Source organism: Streptomyces sp. NPDC004658 (genome assembly GCF_040609555.1).
In the GTDB taxonomy this organism is placed as follows: domain Bacteria; phylum Actinomycetota; class Actinomycetes; order Streptomycetales; family Streptomycetaceae; genus Streptomyces.
In genome coordinates this window covers 1-1,517 of record NZ_JBEXKG010000388.1, presented here as the reverse complement: position 1 = coordinate 1,517, position 1,517 = coordinate 1, and the positions used below count along the sequence as shown (strand labels likewise).

The window sequence follows — 1,517 nt, the reverse complement described above, 5'->3', positions numbered from 1 at the left end:
GCTCAACGCCCTGCGCGGCACACACGCCGCCGAGGCCGCCATCACCATGGCCGTCCGCACCCTGCACGCGGCCCTGCACACCGCCTGAGCCGGGGAGAAACACAGACATGAGCACCACTCCCACCGTCGTCCTGGTCCACGGCGCCTTCGCCGACGCGGCCAGCTGGTCCGGGGTCATCGAGGAACTGCAGAGCCACGGGATCCCCGTGATCGCGCCGCCGAACCCGCTGCGCGGCCTGGCGTCGGACGCCGCGTACGTCGCCTCCGTCGCCTCCCAGATCGACGGCCCGGTCGTCCTGGTCGGGCACTCCTACGGCGGTGCCCTGATCACCGTGGCCGGTGTCACGGAGAACGTCGTCGGCCTCGTCTACGTCGCCGCCTACGTCCTCGAAGAGGGCGAGAGCCTCGGCGAACTCCAGGGCCGCTTCCCGCTCTCGCCGCTGGTGAGCAACCTCAAGCAGTGGACGTACCCCGTTCCGGGCGCCGAGCCCGCCGTCGAGGTCACCATCGCCGAGGACGCCTTCCCGTCGGTCTTCGCCGCCGACGTGCCCGCGGAGGTCACCAAGGTCCTCGCGGCGGCGCAGCGTCCGCTCGCCGCCGCGGCCTTCGAGGAGACGGCCTCCGCCGCCGCCTGGAAGACCAAGCCGTCCTGGGCCCTGGTGGCCGACGCGGACAACGCCATCAACCCGGAGGTGGAGCGCTTCGGCGCGAAGCGGGCCGGGGCGACGATCGTCGAGCTCGAGGGCGCCTCGCACGCCGTGGCCGTCTCCCAGCCGAAGGCCGTCGCCGAGCTGATCCGCGACGCGGTCCGCGCGACCGGCTGACCCCGCTCCCCGAACGACCGCGCGGACGCCTCCCCCGTAACGCGTCCGCGCGGTCTCGCGCGTCGGCCCTGCGCCCGTGCCATCGCTCCGGGCGGCCTGGATACTGAGCGGCGGGCGCGGGCGCGGGCGCGGGCGCGGGCGCAGGGGCAGGGACAGGGACAGGCGTCGCGGGCACCGGAGCGGCCGCGGCGGGCGGTTCAGCCGATCCGGTCGTACCGGCCGAGGAACCGGAAGGCGCCGTCCTTCGCCTCGTACAGGAAGTACACGGGGTTCGCCTTCAGCACCAGGGCGTGGGCGGACTCGAAACGGAGCGTCTTGGCCAGGCCCCGGTAGGTGAGGCCGAAGAGGCGCTGTGCCACGGCACCCGGCGCGCTGTCGGCGGGGCTGCCCAGGGACTCCAGGGCCCGCGCGACCAGCCCCACCGCGTCGTACGCCTCCGGGGCCCAGCGTCCGGGTGCGGTGCCGTGGGCCGCGCGGTGGGCGGACACGAACGCCGGGGACACGCTCCCGGGGTCGGTGAAGGGGGTGCCGAACAGCCAGCCCTGGGCGGCCGGTCCGGCCTCCTGGAGGAAGGCCGGGCGCATGATGTGCCAGGTGCCCAGCCGCGGCCCGGTGAACCCCGCGTCCGCGAGGGCGCGGGCGCAGCGCGCGGCGCGCCGGGGCGAGGTCCCGCTGAAGACGACGGCCTGTGCC

2 protein-coding genes are annotated in these 1,517 nt (G+C 75.3%); one reads left to right on the top strand and one right to left on the bottom strand.

Features of this window, described 5'->3' with window-relative positions:
* Window positions 1-107 precede the first annotated feature (107 nt).
* Window positions 108-824, top strand: a complete 717-nt coding sequence (locus ABZV94_RS41555; RefSeq protein WP_356350294.1) for an alpha/beta hydrolase — start codon at window positions 108-110, stop codon at window positions 822-824.
* A gap of 197 nt (window positions 825-1,021) precedes the next feature.
* Here ABZV94_RS41555 and ABZV94_RS41550 read toward each other — a convergent pair.
* A partial coding sequence (locus ABZV94_RS41550; RefSeq protein WP_356350292.1) for an ABC transporter substrate-binding protein occupies window positions 1,022-1,517 on the bottom strand: 496 nt, incomplete at its 5' end.